Here is an 18357-nt window from a genome sequence, read left to right on the forward strand (position 1 = left end):
CCCGTGCGACCGTCACCGGACGAACTGCTGGACAGTCTCCGTCTCTCCCTCAACGAGACCCTACTGCCCAAGGTCGAGGACCGCTGGGCCCGCTACGTCGGAACCGCGATGGACCTCGTCCTGCAACACCTGAAGCTGAGGCTCGCCCACGAGGGCGACGCGCTGGCCGAGGACGACGCCGACATGCTCGCGGTCCTCGCCGCTCTGTCCGCCCGCGCCGCCGCACTGGCCGGGCAGGAGACCGGAGGCGGGGCCCCCCGGTGGGAGGAGCTGGCCGAACTGGTCGCCGGTGCCGCGCGTTCCGGGGACACCGAAGCGCGCGGCGCCACGGCACGCAACGAGGAGTTGCGCGGGGTCGTCGTCGCGGTGATGCGGTGGCTGGACGAGGCCGACAGCGCCGACCCCGCGGTACGGGAGATGAGAGACGAGGTGTACAGATTGGTACGGCGACAGGTCGACCGGACCAGACCCCTGGTGGAACCGCTGTTCATGTCGTTTCGGCCGGTGGCGTCATGAGCGCCGCGGCAGGGGAGGCGGTCGGGTTCGACCGCGACCGCGTCGGCTCCTACCTGCGTGACCGGTTGGCGGCCGACTCCCTGGAGGTCACCAAGCTCAAACGCAACGTCGGCGGCATGTCCCGGGAGACCTGGTTCGTCGAGGTCTCCGGTACGCGCGGCGGCGCCCCGTTCACCGACTCCCTGACGATCCGGGTGGACCACCCCGAGGGATCGGTGGTCCCGGTCAGCCTGGAACGGGAGTACCGCGTCTTCGCCGCGCTCACCCCCACCGAGGTTCCGGTCGCCGAGGCGCTGTGGTACGAGACGGACGGGTCCCTGATCGGGCGGGCGCCGTTCTACGTGCGCCGCACGGTGCCGGGCTCGGCGTCGGCGGGCAGGCTGTTCGCGCCGGGCAACGAGGAGACGCGCCGCAGGATCGGCCGCCACCTGGCCGAGCGGCTGGCCGCCGTGCACACTCTGGACTGGCGCGCCGCCGGGCTGGGCGACTTCATGGCGGTGCCGCAGCGCCCCGAGGACTGCGCCCTGCTGGAACTGGCCCACTACGAGGAGGCCTACCGCGCCGCCGACCCCGAGCCCATGCCCGTGGTGGAGGCCCTGTTCTCCTGGCTGAAGCGCAACGTGCCCACCGAGGTCGAGCGCGTCTGCCTGGTCTGGGGCGACGTGGGCGTGGGCAACTTCATCTACGACGAGGACCGGGTGGTGGCCCTCACCGACTGGGAGCAGGCCCACCTGGGCGACCCCATGAAGGACTGGGCGTCGGCGCTGTGGCGGGGCGCGGACGCGCTGCTGCCCCGCGAGGAGATGTTCGAGGCCTACGAGAAGGCCGGCGGCCCCAGGATCGACGAGGAGCGGATCCGCTACTACTCGGTCTTCATCGACGCCGAGTACGTCTGCACCTCCTTCCCCCTGCTGAGCGAGTTCGGTCCGGACCGGGTGCGCGACGCCACCTTCGCCCGCCTCGGCATGGGAGTCCCCTACATGTGCATGGACCACGGTCTGCGCACCATCGGCTACTGACCCCCGGGAGTCCCCGTGTCCTTGGAGACCTCGCTCACCGACCGGGTGGGCCTCATCGAACTGAACCGCCCCGACCGGATGAACGCCATGACGGTCGACCTGGTCCGCTCCCTGGGAGACGAGGCGGCCTCCCTGGTGGAGCGGGGCGCCCGCGCCCTGGTGCTGACCGGGCGCGGCCCGGCGTTCTGCGCCGGGGCCGACCTGTCCCTGGTCGACCGGGCCCTGGCCGAAGAGCCCGCTCCGGTGCTCACCCCCCTGGTGGAGGAACTGCACCGCTCCCTCAAGCGGCTCCGCGGCCTGCCGGTGCCGCTGGTCGCCGCCGTGGAGGGGCCCGCGGTGGGGGCCGGGATGGGCCTCGCCCTGTGCGCCGACCTCCGCATCCTCGGCGAGGGCGCCCGGCTGGTCCCCGGTTACATGGGCATCGGCTCCTCCCCCGACGGCGGGGTGTCGTACTTCCTGACCCGGATGCTGGGGTCGGCCCGGGCCCTGTCGCTGCTGCTGCGCAACCAGCCGGTCTCCGCGGCCGAGGCCGCGGCACTGGGGCTGGCCGAACCGGCCGTGCCCGACGGTTCGGCGCGCCAGGCCGCCCTGGCACTCGCCCGGTCGCTGACCTCCGCTCCCCCGCTGGCCCTGCTGCGGGCGCGTGAACTGGTCGACCGGGCGAGCACTCTGGGGTTCGCCGAGCAGTTGGACCTGGAGCAGGAGCGGGTCTCCGAGCTGTGGAAGACCCACGACTTCACCGAGGGGGTGCGGGCCTTCCTGCAGCGGCGTCCGCCCGAGTTCCGCGGCGACTGACCTCGACCGCCCCGCGAAGGGGGGTGTCCCCGCCGCCTGCCGCGGCGGGGACACCCCCCCTTTTTTGTGTCAATTCGCCAGTCGGGCGCGCAGCTGGTGCTTGAGTACCTTGCCGGTGACGTTGCGCGGCAACCGCTCCACCCGTTCCCAGCGGCGGGGGACCTTGTAGCCCGCCAGCCGCTCTCTGGTCCAGGCGGTCAGTTCCGCGTCGGGGGGCGCCTGTCCCACCAGCACCGCGGTGACCACCTGGCCCCACTTCGGATCGGGTGCGCCCACCACGGCGACCTCGGCGATGTCGGGGTGTTCGGCGAGCACCGCCTCCACCTCGCGGGGGTAGACGTTCTCCCCTCCGGTGATGATCATGTCGTTGCGCCGGTCGGTGATGTGCAGGTAGCCGCGGCTGTCCCGGTAGCCCATGTCCCCGGTGTGGAACCAGCCGCCGCGCAGCGCCTCGGCGGTGGCCTCGGGCCGGTTCCAGTACCGCAGCATCACCGAGGGCCCCCGGCAGATGACCTCGCCGACCTCCCCCCGGGGCACCGGGGTGTCCTCCTCGTCGACCACCATCACCTCCAGACCGACCGCCTCGGTTCCCCCCGAGGACAGCTTCTCGGTGTCGGCCGGGTCGTGGTCGGCGGGCCGCAGGATGGTCTGGCCCCCGGTCTCGGTCATGCCGTACTGCTGGTGGAAGCCGCAGCCGAAGCGTTCCAGGGCGCGTCGCAGCGGTCCCGGCTCGATGGAGGAGCCGCCGTAGACGATCAGTCGCAGCGCGGACAGATCGACCTTGTGAATCAGGTCACTTTCCAGCAGCATGGCAATGGTCGTGGGGACCAGGACCGTGGTGGTGACGCGCTCCCTCTCCATGACGCGCAGGGCCGCATCCGGTGCGAACTCCGGGAGCATGACGACGGTGGCCCCGACCGCGATGTGGGCGTAGGAGAGGAACGCGGCGATATGGAACATCGGCAGGCTGGCCTGGTGCACGTCATCGGCCCTCGCCTCCAGTTCGACCGCGTTGGTCATCACCCGCGCGGTGAAGCCGAGGCGGTCGACGACCGCGCCCTTGGGGGAACCGGTGGTGCCCGAGGTGTAGAGGATGGTGGCGGGCAGTTCGGGGTCGTCCGGGTCGGCGTCGGGGTCGGCGGTGGCGCCGCGGAGGGCGGCGTCGTAGGAGGGCAGGTCCTCGGGCGTACCCAGGCCGAGCACGTGCGCGATCCCGACCTCGGCGGCCAGGGCGGCGGCCCGCCGCTCCTCGCCGCGTCCGGCGATGAGCAGGTCGGGCGCGCAGTCGGAGAGGATGAAGCGCAGTTCCCGCTCGGCGAGCCTGGTGTTCAGCGGGACCAGAGCGAACCCCGAGCGCAGGCAGGCCGCCTGGATCTCCGGGTACTCCAGTTCGTTGGCGGCCAGCAGGGCCACCCGGTCGCCGGGGCGCAGCCCGCTGTCCCTGAAGAGCGCGCCCAACCGTCCCACCCGCTCGTCCAGTTCCCCGTAGGTGATCCGCCGGTCGCCCTCGACCACGGCGGTCTTCTGCCCGAACCGGGTCGCCGGTCCGCGGACGAGGTCTAGGTAGCGCATGGCACCTCCGCAGCAGAAATCCAGATCGGCATCTTACGTATACCGTTAGATCACGTTACAGTGAGCGTGTCGGGAGTGCCAGAGGCGCTTCTCCCCCTTCTCAACCGCAAGGAGCGCGTGAATGCTGGTCAGCGACATCGTTCGCCGCAACGCCCAGTTCTTCGGTGACAAGGAGGCCGTGGTGGTGCCCGGGGGCCTCACCCGGACCTGGTCGGACCTGGAGGCCCGCACCAACAGGTTCGCCAACGCCCTGCTCGGTCTCGGCCTGACCAAAGGCGACCGGATCGCTCTCTTCTCCCCCAACTGCGGGGAGTTCCTCGAGTTCTTCTTCGCCACGGCCAAGTCCGGGGTCATCGGAGCCGCGGCCAACATCCGCCTGTCCGCCTACGAGCTGTCCTCCTACCTGTCCTACGTGGAGCCGGCCGCGGTGCTGGTCCACGCCGACCTGGCGGAGGGCGCCCGGACGTGGCTGCCCGACGTCCCCTCGGTCAGGCACGTCATCGGCTTCGGCGGCGACCACGGCTGCGACCTCGACCTGGAGCAGTTGATCGCCCGGGCCCGCGCCGACGACCCCGGAGTCGACATCGGCGAGGACGACGTCTACCAGCTCGGCGCCACCAGCGGCACCACCGGAATTCCCAAGGCCGCCGTCCTCACCCACCGCAACGCGATCGCGGCCCTGCACAACTGGCTCGCCGAGCTGCCCATCCCCGAACGCGGCACCGCGCTGCAGTGCATTCCCATGTTCTTCAACCCCGGCGGCCCCTCGGGGCTGCACCCGGTGCTGCTGAAGGGCGGACGCACCGTGATCCCGCCGGCGTTCGACCCGGCCGAGTTCCCCCGCCTGGTCGAGGAGTACCGGGTCACCAACACCACCATCGTGCCCACGATGGTGCAGATGGTCGTCTCCCAGCCGGGCGTGGAGAACCACGACTTCTCCTCCCTGCGCGGCATCATGTCCGGCGGTTCGCCGTACGTGGTCGACGTCCTCAAACGCGCCCGCGAGATCCTCGGAAACGTCCTCTTCCCGCTGTACGGCATGGCCGAGAGCTACTCCTGCGGCGCGGTGCTGCGGCCGGAGAACCAGTTCACCGAGGGCACCGAACAGCAGGTCGGCTGGCTCGCCTCGCTCGGCAAGCCGCTCACCATGGTCAACTTCCGCGTGGTCGGCCCCGACGGCGAGGACGTGCCGCACGACGGAAAGACCTCCGGCGAGATCTGGCTGTCCGGCCCCTCGGTGTCCCCCGGCTACTACAACATGGCGGAGGAGACCGAGAAGAGCCGCGAGGGCCGGTGGTTCAGGACCGGTGACGTGGCGATCGTCGACTCCGAGGGCTTCGTCACCATCGTGGACCGGCTCAAGGACATGATCATCACCGGCGGCATCAACGTCTTCAGCGTCGAGGTCGAACGCGTCCTGCAGGACCACCCCGAGGTGGAGCAGGTCGCCGTCATCGGCGTCCCCCACGAGCGGTGGGGCGAGGCCATCCACGCGGTGGTGCGCCGCCGACCGGGCTCGGCGCTGACCGAGGAGGAACTCGTCGACTTCGCCGCGCGGCGCCTGACCGGCTACAAGAAGCCGCGCTCCGTGGAGTTCGTCGACGCGCTGCCGATCAGCGCCACCGGAAAGATCCTCAAGAAGGAGCTGCGCAGGCAGCGCGCCCAGATCCCGCAGAACGCCTGATCCCGCGCGCCAAGACCAGGAGACGAAGCCATGGATTTCACCCTCAGCGCGCAGCACCGGGAGCTGCGCCGCACCCTGCGGGAGTTCTTCACCCGTGAGGCCCCCCTGGAGGAGGTCAACCGCCACGACCGCGACGAGGAGTTCAACGCCGAGCTGTACCGCAAGGCCGCCGGGATCGGCCTGTGCGGCATGGCCTTCGGCGAGGAGTACGGAGGCAGCGACGCCGACCAGATCTCCCTGTGCATCGCGGTGGAGGAGGTCGCCCGCGCCAGCTCCGCCCTCGCCTACGCCTGGCTGCCCACGGCCACGTTCTGCGCCAAGGGCATCGCCCGGTTCGGCACCGACGAGCAGAAGAAGGAGATCCTGCCGAAGGTCGCGGCGGGCACCGTGCGCATGGCCATGGGCCTGACCGAACCGGACGCCGGATCCGACCTCGCCCACCTGTCCACCAGGGCCGTACGCGACGGCGACGACTTCGTCATCAACGGGCAGAAGGTGTTCACCACCGGCGCCGACACCGCCGACCACATCTTCGCCTTCGTGCGCACCGACCCCGACGCCTCGCCGTCCAGGGGCCTGTCGGTGCTGCTGGTGCCCCGGCAGACCGAGGGCGTGACGATCCGCCCGCTGCGCAAGCTCGCCGGCCAGGCCACCCACACCTGCGAGGTGTTCCTCAACGACGTGCGGGTGCCCAAGGAGAACCTCGTCGGCGAACTCGGCCGGGGCACCGCCATCATCTTCGACCTGCTCGACGCCGAGCGGATCTACGTGGGCGCCGAGGGCACCGGACTCGGCCAGGGGGCCCTGGACCTGGCGCTGAAGTACGCCCAGGAGCGCGTCCAGTTCGGCAAACCGATCATCGAGCACCAGGCGGTCGGGCACATGCTCGCCGACATGGCGATGGACGTGCAGACCGCGCGGCTGATCACCTGGCAGGCGGCCTGGCGGCTGGACCAGGGCCTGGACTGCACCCTGGAGGCCTCCATGGCCAAGGTGCACGGCTCCGAGGCCGGGACCCGCTGCGCGGCGCGCGGCATGCAGATCCTCGGCGGCTACAGCTACATGGTCGAGTACGGCATGGAGCGCTACTGGCGCGAGACCAAGCTGTACGAGATCGCCGGAGGGACCAACCAGATCATGCGCAACATGATCGCCGGACAACTGGGCCGACGGGAGCTGTGGTGACCGGACACGAGCCCGCCGACCTGCCGCTGGGCGTCACCTACGACCACGCGGCGATGGCGGCCCGACGCATCAGGGACCTCCTCCCGCTGTACCGGGACGTCCTCGGCGGCGTGTTCTACCTGGGCGGCGACAACGCCCGGGTCGGCTACCGCGCCGTCCAACTGGAGTACCCGGGCGGCGGCAAGGTGGAGTTGATGGAACCGCTGCCGGACTCGACGTTCCTGGACAGCTTCTTCGCACGCCACCCCCGGGGCGGGGTGCACCACGTCACCTTCACGGTCGCGGAGGACATGGAGATCTTCGAGGTGGCCGCGGCCCTGGAACGGTCCGGCTACCGGGCGCACGGCGTCTCCACCGCCGATCCCGACTGGCACGAGGCGTTCCTCCACCCCCGCGAGACCCACGGCACCCTGGTGCAGATCGCCCGTCGGCGGGGCACCGCCCACGGCCGCGCCACGGACTACACCCTGGACGACGTCCTGGCGGGCAGGGCCCCCAACGGCTGCGGCGTCCCCAGTCCCTGACCCCCAGATTCCCGCACGAGGAGTTCGCACCATGACATCCCGACACACCGCCGACCAGACCGAGATCCGCGACCTGACCGCGCGCTTCACCGACGCGGTCAACCGGCGCGCCCCCGGGGAACTGGCGGACCTGTTCGCCGAGGACGGTGAGTGGCACGTGCCCGGCGTCCCGGAGGCCACCGGACGCGAGGCGGTCAGCGCGCTGCTGGAGAACCTGCTGGGCAACTTCCCCCACCTGATCCAGCTCACCCACAGCGGACACGTCGACGTCTCAGGCGACACGGCCACCGCCACCTGGTACCTCACCGAGTCCGGCGCCGACGCCTCCGGCAACGGCTTCGACTTCACCGGCGTCTACACCGACAGCCTGGTCCGCACGGAGGACGGGTGGCGCTTCGCCCGCCGCTCCTTCGCCTTCCTGCGGCGCACCCGCTCGGAGGCGAAGGCCCGCTGGTACCCGCATCCGCGCTCCGCCGCCTGAGCGGCACGGGCCCCGGTCCGCGGGGGGCTCCGGCGGAAAGCGAAGACGAGGACGGCGGGGCATTTCAGGGATGCGGCCCGGGACAGGCGACCGGGGCTTCTCCGAAATGCCTCGCTCTCCTCCCGGCCTCTCGCCGGTTTTTTCGCGCACCCTCCGACCGCTCACCCCAGGCGGGTCGGAGGCACTCACCTCAGGTGCCGTCGTACCTCTGCCGCGAACCCCGGAACCCCGGTACGCTCCAGCAGGGCCAAGACACCGAGGACGGTGGTCGGCTCCCGGCGGTAGGAAGCAGCCTGCCGTTCCAGTACGTCAAGTGTCAGCCCCGGATACAGATCGGCTGGTCGAGCAGGAAGTCGTCCGGATGCGCGGCGGTGATGTCGTAGGGCTTGAGTGCGGTATCCGGAAAATCCCTGGTGTTGAAGGTGACGATGACCTCGGCGCCCGCTCGTACGGCCGCGGCGAGTACGTGGCGGTCCTTGGGATCGTTGTCCATACCGTCGATGAGCGTCTCGTAGCCGCGCACCATCGCATCGGGAAAGGCGCGGTCCATGTGTGTGATCCTGCGTCCCACCCTGTCGGGGGCGATGCCGCGCTCGACCACGTTGCGGCCGAGCTCGTCGAGGACGTGCTGAGACCACAGTGGCCGGTAAGCACCCGCGCTCGCCAGCCGCAGCAAGGTGTCGCACAGGTAGGCGGGATAGAGCACACAGGTGTCGAGGAAGGCGGGAAACGCCACAGCGACGCGTCCGATCTACCGAGTGGTCCGGGGAGTGGCTGTCGCCTCGTACAGGTCGGCCTCCTCGGCGTCGGCGGCCATCCGGTCCAGAGCCTCCTCGCGTTCCCGGCGGGTCCGGCTCTGGTAGTCCAGGACGTCGCGCAGCAGAACGCGGCGATGCCTGCCCCGCATGCTGAACGGGATCTCGCCATCATGGAGGAGCCGGACCAGGGTCGGCCTGGAGACGCCGAGAAGCTCGGCGGCCTCCTGTGTGGTCAGCATCGTGTTGTGCGGAGCGATCGAGATCGCCAGGCCCTGGGAGAGTGCGGTGACCACGTCACGCAGGACCTCGTAGACCTCGTCGGGAATCTCGGTCTGGGAGCCGTCCGGGCCGACCAGCCGTGCGCGTGCAGGAGTCGGTGTCCCGACCAGCCCGCGTGCGAACCTCGCCAGTTCTCCCGGGTCTTCAGGGGGCAGGACCGTTCGTTCCCGCGGAGTGCTTGCCATGCCTCCACACTACCCGTAATCGAAAAAAACGAAAGCCAGAGTGGTGTTCGTTCTCGCCTCGGCCATGCTTGCGGCGCGGGAGAAGCAGGGGAAAGCGAGACATTGCGGCCGGGCCCCCGGGGTGACCCGCCCGGCTGGCAGCGGGGAGGGCGCCCCGGCATCGGTTCCGCCCGAGCCCCCGCAGACTCCCCGTCCGTACCCCGCCGACCGCAGCCGGACACCCGTGCGCGGATGCCCGCCGGAACGCGCGCGATCGATCCCGGCGGGCAGGTGTTCAACATGATCCAGTCAGGAATCCCGGCCCTTCAGGGCTGGGAGGAATGGCTTCTTCGTCAGCGCCCGGACGCTAGTCCGGGCGCTTCTGGCTCTCGATGTACCGGACCCGACACGAGGGCCCGGCCGACGAGTCGCCGTACGCGCCTACCGGCGTCCCGGCAGCTCGTCCATGAACTCGTACAGCCCCTTGGACAGGTGGTGGCCGCCGTCGATGGTGAGCACCTCCCCGGCCACGTACGTCGCGTCGTCGGACAGCAGGTAGGCCGCCGCGCGGGCGGTCTCCTCCGCCCTCAGCAGCCGCCCGGCCGGGATGGCGTCGATCAGCCGCCTGCGGATCTCGGGGTCACCGGCGAGGAAGTCGGTGCCGCCCACCGGCATCCACCCGGGGGCGACCGCGTTGACCCGCACCCCCCGGCCGGCCCACTCGGCCCCGAGGGTGCGGGTCATGGCGAGGACGCCGCCCTTGGCGGAGGCGTTGTGCACGATCCCGGGCGCGCCCGTCCACGCGTAGGGGGTGAGCACGTTGACCACCGCTCCCCCGCGACCGGCGGCGAGCCAGCGGCGCCCCAGTTCGGAGGTGCAGTGCCAGGTGCCGTTGAGCACGATCCGGACGACCGCGTCGAAGCCGCCCGGGGTGAGCTTCTCGGCGTCGATCGGAAAGAGCCCCGAGGCGTTGTTGACCAGCCCGTCGACCTCGCCGAGCAGGTCGGCGGCCCGGTCGAGCATCGCCGCCACGGACTCGGGGTCGCGGACGTCCACGGTGACCGCGAACGCTCTGCCCTCCCCGAGTTCGCCGTCGATCCGTCGCACGGTCTCGTCCAGGCTCTCCCTGGTGCGCCCGCACACCACCACCCTGGCGCCGAGCCGGCAGAACTCGGCGGCCATGGCCGATCCGAGCCCGCCGCCGCCTCCGGTGACGACGAGGCCCTTGCCGTCCACGCCTGACAACGCTGCCACGACGATCCCTCCCTCAAAAGAACCGGCTGTGTGATGTGCGCCTGCGCGCCGCCCGGTCCCGTGCCGGACCGGGCGGCGCGTGGGACCCGCCGCCGGGTGTGCGGGCCCCGTCGCCCCGACGCCGACGGCAATCCGCCCGCGGTCCGGCGGCCGCGGCGTCGGGGGCTTTCCGGTTGAGCCGGTCAGGCGAGGCTCGCCGTGCCCACGTTCTCCCGGATGTAGTCGGCGACGACGCCGCCGGGCAGGCCGGGCGGGAAACAGCGGTGGACACCCAGCTCTCTGAGGGGTTCGAAGTCCACCTCGGGGATGATGCCGCCCATGATCACCAGGACGTCGGTCATGCCGCGCGCCTTCAGCGCGGGGACGAGCTCCCTGGCGACCTGCATCTGACCGCTGGTCATGATGCTCACCGCGACCACGTCGACGTCCTCCTGCAGGGCCGCCTCGGCGATCTCCTCCGCCACTCCGAACCGGAAGTAGACGACCTCCATGCCGGCGTCGCGGAGTTCACGCGCGATCAGTTTCGACCCGCGGCCGTGAACGTCGATCTTCTTCTTGGCCAGTAGGACCTTGATGCGCTCCTGGGACACGGTCCACTCCTTGTGCTGTGTGCGGATCGGCCGATCCGCGGGACTCACTCGCTGACGTACCAGCCGAACGCTTCGCGCATCGGCACCATCATCTCGCCGTTGGTCGCGCCCCTGCGGGCCGCCTCCACCAGCGCGGGCATGAGCGGGCCGGTGCCGTCCTTCAGCGCCTGGCATGCCTCGCGGACCCCTTCGAGGGCCTGGTCCACCGCGGCCTGGTCGCGCTTGGAGCGGTAGGCCTCCAGTCGGGCCTTGGCCTTTTCCTCGATGGACTCGTCGATGCGGAAGGGCTCGTAGTTCTCCGTCTGCTCCGAGACGTAGCGGTTGACGCCCACCACGGGCAGGTCGCCGCTGTTGATCCGCTTCTTCATCTCGTAGGAGGCGTTGTCGATGTTGCGCTTGATCTCGCCGGTCTCCAGGCCCCTGAGGTAGCCGCCCGAGGCCTCCAGCTCCTCGTAGATCTCCCAGGCGGCCTCCTCCATCTCGTCGGTGAGCTTCTCGATGAAGTAGGAGCCGCCGAGGGGGTCGGCAACGTCGCGCACGCCGCTCTCCCACATGAGGATCTGCTGGGTGCGCAGCGCGGTGCGGTGCGACTCCTCGGTCGGCACGCCGACGGCCTCGTCGTAGGAGCAGGTGTGGACCGACTGCACCCCGCCGAGGACGGCGGCCAGGGCCTGCAGGGTGATCCGCGCGTTGTTGTTCATCAGCTGCTGCTGGGTCAGCACGTAGCCGCTGGTGTGGACGTGCACCCGGGCGTGCATGTTGGACGGCTTGGTGACTCCGGCGTCCTTGCAGATCTTGGCCCACATGCGGCGGTGGGCGCGGAACTTGGCGACCTCCTCGAACAGGTTGACGGTGCACCCGATCTGGAAGGAGAGGCGGCCGATGAAGTCGTCGGGCGCCAGGCCCGCCTCCAGACCGGCGTCGATGATCGACTTGCCCCAGGACAGGCCGTAGGCGAGTTCCTGGACCGGGGTGGCGCCCGCCTCGGAGAGGCCGTACATGAAGATGTTGGCCGGGTTCCAGGCCGGGGCGTTGTCCTTGGCCCACTTGATCAGGTCGATCATGAGGGCATAGCCCCACCTGGGCTCCCACGACGGGATGTCCTGGACCGCGATCCTCGGGTACCAGTTCATCGAGTTGCCGTGCATCTTCTGGGTGGGTTCGCCGCGCCGTTCGACGGCGGCGGCCAGCAGCGCCAGCGCGGGCAGGCAGTTGTCGCCGGTGATCATGGAGAAGTTGGTGGTCTCCAGGTCCCAGTCGCGGATCAGCTCGTCGTAGTCGTCGCCGGTGCTCATGTGGACGCCGCACTGGCCGAGGTTGCCCGCGGCCTCGGGGTGGTCGGCGTCGATGCCGTACATGCAGGGGACGTCGTAGACGGTGTTGAAGACCTTGTGGCCGAAGTAGCCCTCCATGCCTTCGGCGACCATCTTCTCCATCTTCTGCCGGGTCTCCTCGATGGTCCCGTAGCCGAAGACCATCTGCTGCATCCACGGCGTCAGGGCGTAGCCGTCGGGGTGCAGGCCCCGGGTGAACGGGTAGGCGCCCGGCATCTCCTCCAGGTCGCAGTCGGCCATGTCCTCGGGGGTGTAGACGGTCTTCACCGGCAGGCCCGACAGCGTCGTGGCCGGACGCAGTCTGTCGGCGTAGCGGGCGCGGCGCGCGGCCCACGTCTCCTTGGCGGCCTCGAACTTGCCACTGGGCTTGGGTGTCACTTCTTCTCCGTTTCTGCGGCGGCTCCGGCCGCCCGCTGGGCGGCGAGTCGGCGGTGGGCGTCGATCAGCTCTTCGACGAACTCCTCGGCGGCCCCGTAGGGGTCGGCCAGGCTCCGGTCGTCGACGGCGGCCTCGAGCAGTTCCTCGCGGAGCCGATCACTGGCGAAGGCGGTGAACCGCGCCCGTCGGCGGGCGTGTTCGTGGGCGGTGCGCCACTGCGTCTGTCCGGTGAACCGGTGGTGCTCGTCCACCGCGTCGACCAGTTCGGCGACGCCCTCCCGGCGCAGGGCGGAGGCCTTGAGCACGGGGACTCGCCACGGCCGGCTCCCGTCGGGGCCGGTGCGTTCGAACCCCTGGGAGGCCAGTTCCCTGAAGGTCTGCTCGGCGCCTGGGGTGTCGCCCTTGTTGACCACGACGACGTCGGCGATCTCGGTGATGCCGGCCTTCATCGCCTGCAGGGCGTCGCCGTAGCCGGGGACGAGCACCAGGGCGACGGTGTGCGCGATCGTGGCGATCTCGAACTCGCCCTGGCCGACGCCGACGGTCTCGACGATGACGACGTCCTTGCCCATCGCGTCGAGCACGTCGACCGCGTCGTTGACGGCGGCGGCGAGTCCTCCGGAGGCGCCCCGGGAGGCGAGGGAGCGGATGAAGACGCCGCTGTCCCCGCTGGAGGTCTCCACCATCCGGTCCCGGTCGCCGAGCAGGGCTCCGCCGCTGAACGGGCTGGAGGGGTCGACCGCGATCACGCCGACGGTGCGGCCCCGGTCCCTCAGTTCGCGGATGAGCGCGGAGACGAGTGTGCTCTTGCCCGCTCCGGGTGGCCCTGTGATCCCGATGAGCTGGGCCCTTCCGCAGTGCGGCGCCAGTGAGCGCAGTACCGCGCGCGCGTCGGCGTGCCCGTTCTCGATCCGGGTGATCAGCCGTCCCGCGTGCAGCGCGCTTCCGGCCACCACCTGCTCGGCCTGGTCGGTCGTAGCGTCCACGGGCATCCCCACAAAAACTATTTCTTTACGTTCAACGTTAGTCTTGCATATGGTTCAGGGAAATGCCAACAGTCTGGACAGCGGCGACCGCGATGTGGAATGCCTGGTACCGCACCGGCCGCCAACCCTCTGACGTCGCAGAACGCGCCCGCACCCAGCACGCGAGCCCAAGGGAGACGCCCATGACCGCCCCCGCACCGCGGACCCTGGAGATCACCGACTCCGGAGCCCGCCTCGACATCGCGCTCAACCGACCCGACGAGCGCAACGCGCTCACCTTCGAGGCCTGGGACGACCTCGACCGCGTCATGGCCGGGGTCGAGCGCCGCGACGACCTGCGCGTGGTGACCCTCACCGGCAACGGACCGGCGTTCTGCGCCGGGGTCGACTTCGCGGCCATCGGCGCCTCGCTGGAGGTGGAGAAGGGCAGCTACCCGTCGTTCATCCGGCGCTGGGCCGCGATCGTGGACCGCTTCGAGCGCGTTCCCCAGCCCAGCGTCGCCGCGATCAACGGCCCCGTCATCGGAGCCGGTCTGGAGCTGGCTCTGGCCTGCGACATCCGCATCGCCAGCGACCGGGCGGTGTTCGCCATGCCGCAGATGCGCATGGGCATCGTCCCCGACGTCGGCGGCACCAGCCGACTGGCCCGGGCGACCGGGGAGTCCTTCGCCAAGGACATGATCCTCACCTCCCGCATCGTCGACGCCGAGGAGGCGCTGCGCGCGGGCATCGTCAGCCGGGTCGTCGAGCACGACCGCCTGGAGGAGGAACTCGACGGCGTCGCCGCCGCGGTCGAGAGCCTGCCCTGGCCGTCGGCCTACTTCGCCAGCCTCGCCATCGACTGCGGCCCCCGCCTCGACCCCCGGCGCGCCGCCGACATCGAGGCCCTGGCCGACCAGGTGATGCTCCGCCAGGAGGAGGTGTGGCGAAACATCTCCGACTTCATGGCCGCCAAGGGGCTGCGCGGACTGGGCCGGTGACGATTTCTCCCGCAATATTTACACGTTTGACGTTGAACGGTAGATTCAATCCAGCAGCGCACGGAGGAATCGTGTTCGATCAGGGAGCCGTGGTGCAACCATGAGCAGCAGCAGAACGAACGGCAAGGTCGTCGCCCTGGAGAGCCTCGGGGACATCGTCCGCGACGGCGAGTCCGTGGCCTTCGGCGGCGGCTGGTTCGCCAACCACCCGATGGCCGCGGTACGCCAACTGATCCGGGCGGGCCGCAGGGACATCCACGCCATCACGGTCGTCGGCTCGGTCGACATGGACCTGATGGCGGCGGCGGGAACACTGGGGCACCTGTCCTTCTCGATGGTCACCCTGGAGGCCTTCGGCCTGGCGCCGAACGTCCGCGGGGGCATCGAGTCGGGCAGCCTGCCGTTCACCGAGTACACCGGCCTGGGCCTCCTGATCGGCCTGGAGGCGCAGGGGCGCGGCATGCCCTACCTGCCCTACCGGGGCCCCTTCGGCTCCGACATCCCGGGACGCTACCCCGACATCTACGCCACCACCACCTGCCCCTTCACGGGCGAGGAGCTCACCGCGGTGCGCGCCCTGCAGCCCGACGTCGCGATCGTGCACGCCCTGCGTGCCGACGCCGAGGGCAACGCCCAGTGGGACGGCACCTCCGGCCCCGACGTGGAGATGGCCAAGGCCGCCAAGCGGGTGATCGTCACCTGCGAGGAGGTCGTCGACCGGCAGGTGATCGTCGACAACGCGCACATGACCAAACTCCCCGGCTACTACGTCGACGCGGTGATCGAGGCCCCCTTCGGCGCCCACCCCACGTCGCACGTCCCCCGCTACGCCATGGACGCCTGGGAGCTCATGGGCTACGCCGCCGCCGCGGGCGACCCCGCCGCGATCGCCGAATACGTCGCACAGATCAGCGGCGAGACCGAGGAGGGCTACCGGACCCGGGTGCTGAAGGGCCGCGACAGCGTCCTCAGCGCCCTCGTCGACGCGGCCGAAGTCATCGAGGGAGCGCAAGCGTGACCGACTACGAGATCCACGAACTCATGACCTGCCGCGTCGCGGCCGAGGTCGACAACGACGGCGTCACCGTGATGGGGTCGTTCACCCCCCTGGCCTACGCCTCCTACATGCTGGCCAAGCTGACCCACGCCCAAGACGCCTACCTGGTGGGCTTCGACGCGGTGGGCATGGCCCCGGTCCAGTTGTCCTTCACCGGCGCCGAGGCCTCCGCCTACAAGGGCGCGGCCTGCCGCTGGGGCATGCTGACCGAGATCAACTCCATCCACCTGGCCAACCACGGCGGGGTCGAGGCCGTCTCCTCGGCCCAGTTCGACGGTAGCGGAGCGATCAACCTGTCGGCGATCGGACCGTTCGACGCGCCCAAGGTCCGCCTGCCCGGCGGCGCCGGAGCGGCCGAGGTGATCAAGATGTACCGCAAGATGATCGCCTACTTCGGCAACCACAACCCGCGGACCCTGGTCGACAAGGTCCAGTTCGTGACCGGCACCCGCTGGAAGGTCGGCGACCGGGCACGCGAGGAGGCCGGTCTGCAGCCCGGCCCCATCGTGGTCGTCACCAACCTCGCCGTGCTGGTCAAGGACGACGACGACCGCCCCTTCCGCATCGAGAGCGTGCACCCCGGCGTCGACGTGCGGACCGTCGTCGACAACACCGGCTTCGAACTGCAGGTGCCCGCCGACGTCCCGGTCACCGCCGAGCCGACCCAGGAGCAGCTCGACCTGCTGCGCAACCGGATCGACCCCTTCGGGACGGTGAAGTTCGACTTCGTCTCCGGCAGGGAGCGCCTCTCCTACCTCAAGGAGATCCTCGACGCCGAGTGGGACCGAGCGGCTGCGAGGCTGGCATGAGCGTCTTCGACCGGTTCAGTCTCGAGGGCAGGGTCGCGATCGTGACCGGCGCCTCCTCCGGGTTGGGCGTCACCTTCGCCCTGGCCCTCGCAGAAGCCGGCGCCGACGTCGCGCTCGGCGCCCGCCGCACCCAACTCCTGGACGAGACCAAGGGCAGGATCGAGGCGCTCGGCCGCCGCTGCGTCGCGGTCCGCACCGACGTGGCCGACCCGGCCGACTGCGAGGCCCTCGTCGCCGCGGCACGCGACCGGCTCGGCGGCGCGGACATCCTGGTCAACAACGCCGGCGTGGGCCGCGTCGTGCCCTCCCACAGGGACGACCCCGCCGAGTTCGCCCGGGTCCTGCAGACCAACCTGGTCGGGGCCTACCAGATGGCGCAGGCCTTCGGCCGGGCCTGCATCGCCGCCAAGCACGGCGGCTCCATCATCAACGTGTCGTCCGTGCTCGGCATGGTCTCCACCGACGCCCCGCAGTCCGCCTACAGCGCCTCCAAGGCCGGCCTGCTCGGCATCACCCGCGACCTGGCGATGCAGTGGACCCTGCGGCGCGGCATCCGCGTCAACGCACTGGTCCCGGGCCTGATCCACTCCGACATGACCGCGGCGATCGAGGCGGACGAGCAGGCCGAGGCCAGCGCGCTGGCCAGCATCCCGATGCGCCGCCTCGGCGACGCCGACGAACTGGTGGGCGCCCTGCTGCTGCTCGCCTCCGACGCGGGCAGCTACATGACCGGGTCCTTCCTCGTGGTCGACGGCGGCTGGACGGCGCAGTGACGGCCTTCGACACCGCGCTCGACCCGGAGGTCGAGGAGCTGCGCGACCGCGTCCGCGCGTTCGTCCGCGACGAGGCGATCCCCGCCGAGCGGGAACTGCTCGCCACGGGGGCGGAGCCGACCGAGGAACTGCGCCGCCGGCTCCAGCGGTCGGCCGCCTCCGCCGGGCTGCTCTCCCCCACCGCGCCCACGCGGTGGGGCGGCCTCGGCCTGTCGATGTCCGCGCAGGCCGTCATCCTCATGGAGGCCGGCTACGGCCTGCTCGGTCCACTCGCCCTCAACTGCGCGGCGCCCGACGAGGGCAACATGCACCTGATGAACCGGGTGGCCACACCCGAGCAGCGGGAGAGGTACCTCGCCCCGCTGGTCGGCGGCGCGGTCCGGTCCTGCTTCGCGATGACCGAGCCGAGCCCCGGCGTCGGATCGGATCCGTCCATGCTCAGCACCTCGGCCCACCGGGACGGCGACGCCTGGGTGATCAACGGCCGCAAGTGGTACATCACCGGCGCGGACGGGGCGGCCTGGACGATCTGCATGGCGCGCACCCCCGAGCACGGGGACAGCCCCGCCGGCGCGACGATGTTCCTCGTCGACGCCGACAACCCCGGAATGCGGATCGTCCGGCACATCGACAGCCTCGACAAGGGGTTCGTCGGCGGCCACTGCGAGGTGGTCTTCGACGACTGCCGGGTCGCTCCCGACGCCGTGCTGGGCGAGGTGGGCAGGGGCTTCGCCTACGCCCAGGTGCGGCTGGCGCCCGCCCGCCTCACCCACTGCATGCGCTGGCTGGGGCTGGCCCGGCGCGCCCAGGACATGGCGCTGGACCGCGCCGCCGAACGCGAGGCGTTCGGCAGCAGGCTCAGCGAACTGGGCATGGTCCAGCAGATGCTCGCCGACAGCGAGATCGACCTGGCCGCCTCCCGCACCCTGATCGCCCACACCGCGTGGCTGATGGACCGGGGCGAACGGGCGTCGGCGGAGAGTTCCGTCGCCAAGACGTTCGTCGCCGAGGCGGTGGGCCGGATCGTGGACCGGGCGGTGCAGATCCACGGCGCCCTCGGAATCTCCCACGACCTTCCGCTCTCACTGTTCCTGCGGGAGGTCCGCCCGTTCCGCATCTACGACGGCGCCTCCGAGGTGCACCGGATGTCCATCGCCAGGCGGGCCGTGCGCCGCCGCGCCGCCGACCGTGCAGCCCAGTGAACAGAAAGGAATTCCCC

General features: G+C 70.7%; 20 protein-coding genes. 12 read left to right on the forward strand and 8 right to left on the reverse strand.

Going from position 1 to position 18357, the window contains the following annotated elements; genetic code table 11:
• Positions 1–3 precede the first annotated feature (3 nt).
• Genes NI17_RS08840 through NI17_RS08850 form a run of 3 tightly spaced genes read left to right on the forward strand, consistent with a single transcriptional unit; the run spans position 4 to position 2330 of the window.
• Positions 4–516, forward strand: a complete 513-nt coding sequence (locus NI17_RS08840) for a hypothetical protein (RefSeq protein ID WP_068691761.1) — start codon at positions 4–6, stop codon at positions 514–516.
• On the forward strand, positions 513–1535 hold the full coding sequence (locus tag NI17_RS08845) for a phosphotransferase family protein (RefSeq protein WP_068691759.1): 1023 nt from the start codon (positions 513–515) through the stop codon (positions 1533–1535). The genes NI17_RS08840 and NI17_RS08845 overlap by 4 nt, the downstream gene beginning before the upstream one ends.
• 15 nt (positions 1536–1550) lie before the next feature.
• Positions 1551–2330, forward strand: a complete 780-nt coding sequence (locus NI17_RS08850; RefSeq protein WP_084012630.1) for an enoyl-CoA hydratase-related protein — start codon at positions 1551–1553, stop codon at positions 2328–2330.
• Between the two features lie 69 nt (positions 2331–2399).
• Here NI17_RS08850 and NI17_RS08855 read toward each other — a convergent pair whose 3' ends face one another.
• Complete coding sequence (locus tag NI17_RS08855) at positions 2400–3902, reverse strand: class I adenylate-forming enzyme family protein (RefSeq protein WP_068691757.1); 1503 nt, start codon at positions 3900–3902, stop codon at positions 2400–2402.
• A gap of 121 nt (positions 3903–4023) precedes the next feature.
• On the opposite strand from NI17_RS08855, the gene NI17_RS08860 reads away from it, so the two are divergent.
• From NI17_RS08860 to NI17_RS08875, 4 genes are read left to right on the forward strand one after another with little or no spacing between them, the layout of a single operon-like run.
• Positions 4024–5586, forward strand: coding sequence for a class I adenylate-forming enzyme family protein (locus NI17_RS08860; RefSeq protein ID WP_068691755.1), 1563 nt, complete (start codon positions 4024–4026; stop codon positions 5584–5586).
• Between the two features lie 30 nt (positions 5587–5616).
• Complete coding sequence (locus tag NI17_RS08865) at positions 5617–6771, forward strand: acyl-CoA dehydrogenase family protein (protein ID WP_068691753.1); 1155 nt, start codon at positions 5617–5619, stop codon at positions 6769–6771.
• Positions 6768–7295 carry a VOC family protein gene (locus NI17_RS08870; protein WP_119267906.1) on the forward strand — a complete coding sequence of 176 codons (528 nt, stop codon included), beginning with the start codon at positions 6768–6770 and terminating at the stop codon, positions 7293–7295. Before NI17_RS08865 ends, NI17_RS08870 begins: the two co-directional genes overlap by 4 nt.
• 31 nt (positions 7296–7326) lie before the next feature.
• Positions 7327–7776 (forward strand): nuclear transport factor 2 family protein, encoded by a 450-nt coding sequence (locus NI17_RS08875; RefSeq protein WP_068691749.1) that lies wholly within the window; start codon positions 7327–7329, stop codon positions 7774–7776.
• A gap of 185 nt (positions 7777–7961) precedes the next feature.
• Here the strand turns inward: NI17_RS08875 and NI17_RS24795 are convergent, their stop codons facing one another.
• The 7 genes from NI17_RS24795 to meaB all read right to left on the reverse strand — a co-directional run bounded on the left by NI17_RS24795 (position 7962) and on the right by meaB (position 13519).
• On the reverse strand, positions 7962–8108 hold the full coding sequence (locus NI17_RS24795; protein WP_481571773.1) for a VapC50 family PIN domain-containing toxin: 147 nt from the start codon (positions 8106–8108) through the stop codon (positions 7962–7964).
• Positions 8093–8512, reverse strand: a complete 420-nt coding sequence (locus NI17_RS08880) for a PIN domain-containing protein (RefSeq protein ID WP_234401953.1) — start codon at positions 8510–8512, stop codon at positions 8093–8095. Before NI17_RS08880 ends, NI17_RS24795 begins: the two co-directional genes overlap by 16 nt.
• Before the next feature lie 15 nt (positions 8513–8527).
• On the reverse strand, positions 8528–8998 hold the full coding sequence (locus tag NI17_RS08885; RefSeq protein WP_068691747.1) for a helix-turn-helix domain-containing protein: 471 nt from the start codon (positions 8996–8998) through the stop codon (positions 8528–8530).
• Between the two features lie 420 nt (positions 8999–9418).
• The gene (locus tag NI17_RS08890) at positions 9419–10231 is read right to left on the reverse strand and encodes an SDR family oxidoreductase (protein ID WP_199860056.1); all 813 of its coding nucleotides are present in this window, start codon (positions 10229–10231) and stop codon (positions 9419–9421) included.
• Between the two features lie 182 nt (positions 10232–10413).
• Positions 10414–10821 (reverse strand): cobalamin B12-binding domain-containing protein, encoded by a 408-nt coding sequence (locus tag NI17_RS08895; RefSeq protein ID WP_068691743.1) that lies wholly within the window; start codon positions 10819–10821, stop codon positions 10414–10416.
• Between the two features lie 44 nt (positions 10822–10865).
• The gene (locus NI17_RS08900; protein WP_084012629.1) at positions 10866–12533 is read right to left on the reverse strand and encodes an acyl-CoA mutase large subunit family protein; all 1668 of its coding nucleotides are present in this window, start codon (positions 12531–12533) and stop codon (positions 10866–10868) included.
• The gene (gene meaB, locus NI17_RS08905) at positions 12530–13519 is read right to left on the reverse strand and encodes a methylmalonyl Co-A mutase-associated GTPase MeaB (RefSeq protein ID WP_234401952.1); all 990 of its coding nucleotides are present in this window, start codon (positions 13517–13519) and stop codon (positions 12530–12532) included. Before meaB ends, NI17_RS08900 begins: the two co-directional genes overlap by 4 nt.
• Positions 13520–13701: 182 nt before the next feature.
• Between meaB and NI17_RS08910 the strand changes: the two genes are divergently transcribed.
• From NI17_RS08910 to NI17_RS08930, 5 genes are all read left to right on the forward strand, one after another.
• Positions 13702–14499, forward strand: a complete 798-nt coding sequence (locus NI17_RS08910; protein WP_068691739.1) for an enoyl-CoA hydratase/isomerase family protein — start codon at positions 13702–13704, stop codon at positions 14497–14499.
• Between the two features lie 100 nt (positions 14500–14599).
• Positions 14600–15517: a CoA transferase subunit A gene (locus tag NI17_RS08915; protein ID WP_068691737.1), complete on the forward strand. Its 918-nt coding sequence runs from the start codon at positions 14600–14602 to the stop codon at positions 15515–15517.
• Entirely contained in the window at positions 15514–16365 is an 852-nt protein-coding gene (locus NI17_RS08920; RefSeq protein ID WP_068691735.1) for a CoA-transferase, read from the forward strand. The genes NI17_RS08915 and NI17_RS08920 overlap by 4 nt, the downstream gene beginning before the upstream one ends.
• Positions 16362–17138 carry an SDR family NAD(P)-dependent oxidoreductase gene (locus NI17_RS08925; RefSeq protein ID WP_068691860.1) on the forward strand — a complete coding sequence of 259 codons (777 nt, stop codon included), beginning with the start codon at positions 16362–16364 and terminating at the stop codon, positions 17136–17138. The genes NI17_RS08920 and NI17_RS08925 overlap by 4 nt, the downstream gene beginning before the upstream one ends.
• Complete coding sequence (locus tag NI17_RS08930; RefSeq protein ID WP_211329462.1) at positions 17135–18340, forward strand: acyl-CoA dehydrogenase family protein; 1206 nt, start codon at positions 17135–17137, stop codon at positions 18338–18340. The genes NI17_RS08925 and NI17_RS08930 overlap by 4 nt, the downstream gene beginning before the upstream one ends.
• Positions 18341–18357: the final 17 nt, after the last annotated feature.

The sequence above is a fragment of the Thermobifida halotolerans genome (assembly GCF_003574835.2).
Classification (GTDB): Bacteria; Actinomycetota; Actinomycetes; order Streptosporangiales; family Streptosporangiaceae; genus Thermobifida; species Thermobifida halotolerans.